The following is a 365-nucleotide window of genomic DNA, read 5'->3' on the forward strand; positions in this document are numbered from 1 at the left end:
TAGCCAATAGGTGTTTTGAATGTTACGACGATATTGTCGACAAGTTGTGTAGTGCTTGGAATCGTTTTTGTGCAGACAAAAGCAGAGTCATGTCGCTCTGCTTTAGAGATTGGACCATATTGACCAGTTAATTAGTGAGATTGGTATTAACATAAGATTAGCTGAACCTTTATAAGAAAAGAACTTAAACAAAAATATCAGGCACAAAAAAGCCCCGAACTTTCGTTCAGGGCTTCAAAACTAAGTGGCGGAACGGACGGGATTCGAACCCGCGACCCCCGGCGTGACAGGCCGGTATTCTAACCAGCTGAACTACCGCTCCGCGAAACTGGTTTTTACCGTAAAGTGTCTAACACTCTACCGTT

General features: G+C 43.6%; 1 tRNA gene and 1 pseudogene. One reads left to right on the forward strand and one right to left on the reverse strand.

Annotated elements, in window-relative coordinates:
* Positions 1-131 (forward strand): annotated as a pseudogene (locus F9817_RS24220) (IS630 family transposase); the annotation flags it as partial.
* 114 nt (positions 132-245) lie between these two features.
* On the opposite strand, the gene F9817_RS23790 reads toward F9817_RS24220, so the two are convergent.
* Positions 246-322, reverse strand: a tRNA-Asp gene (locus F9817_RS23790).
* Between the last annotated feature and the right edge of the window lie 43 nt (positions 323-365).

It is taken from the genome of Vibrio eleionomae (assembly GCF_009874545.1).
GTDB classification, from domain to species: domain Bacteria; phylum Pseudomonadota; class Gammaproteobacteria; order Enterobacterales; family Vibrionaceae; genus Vibrio; species Vibrio nitrifigilis.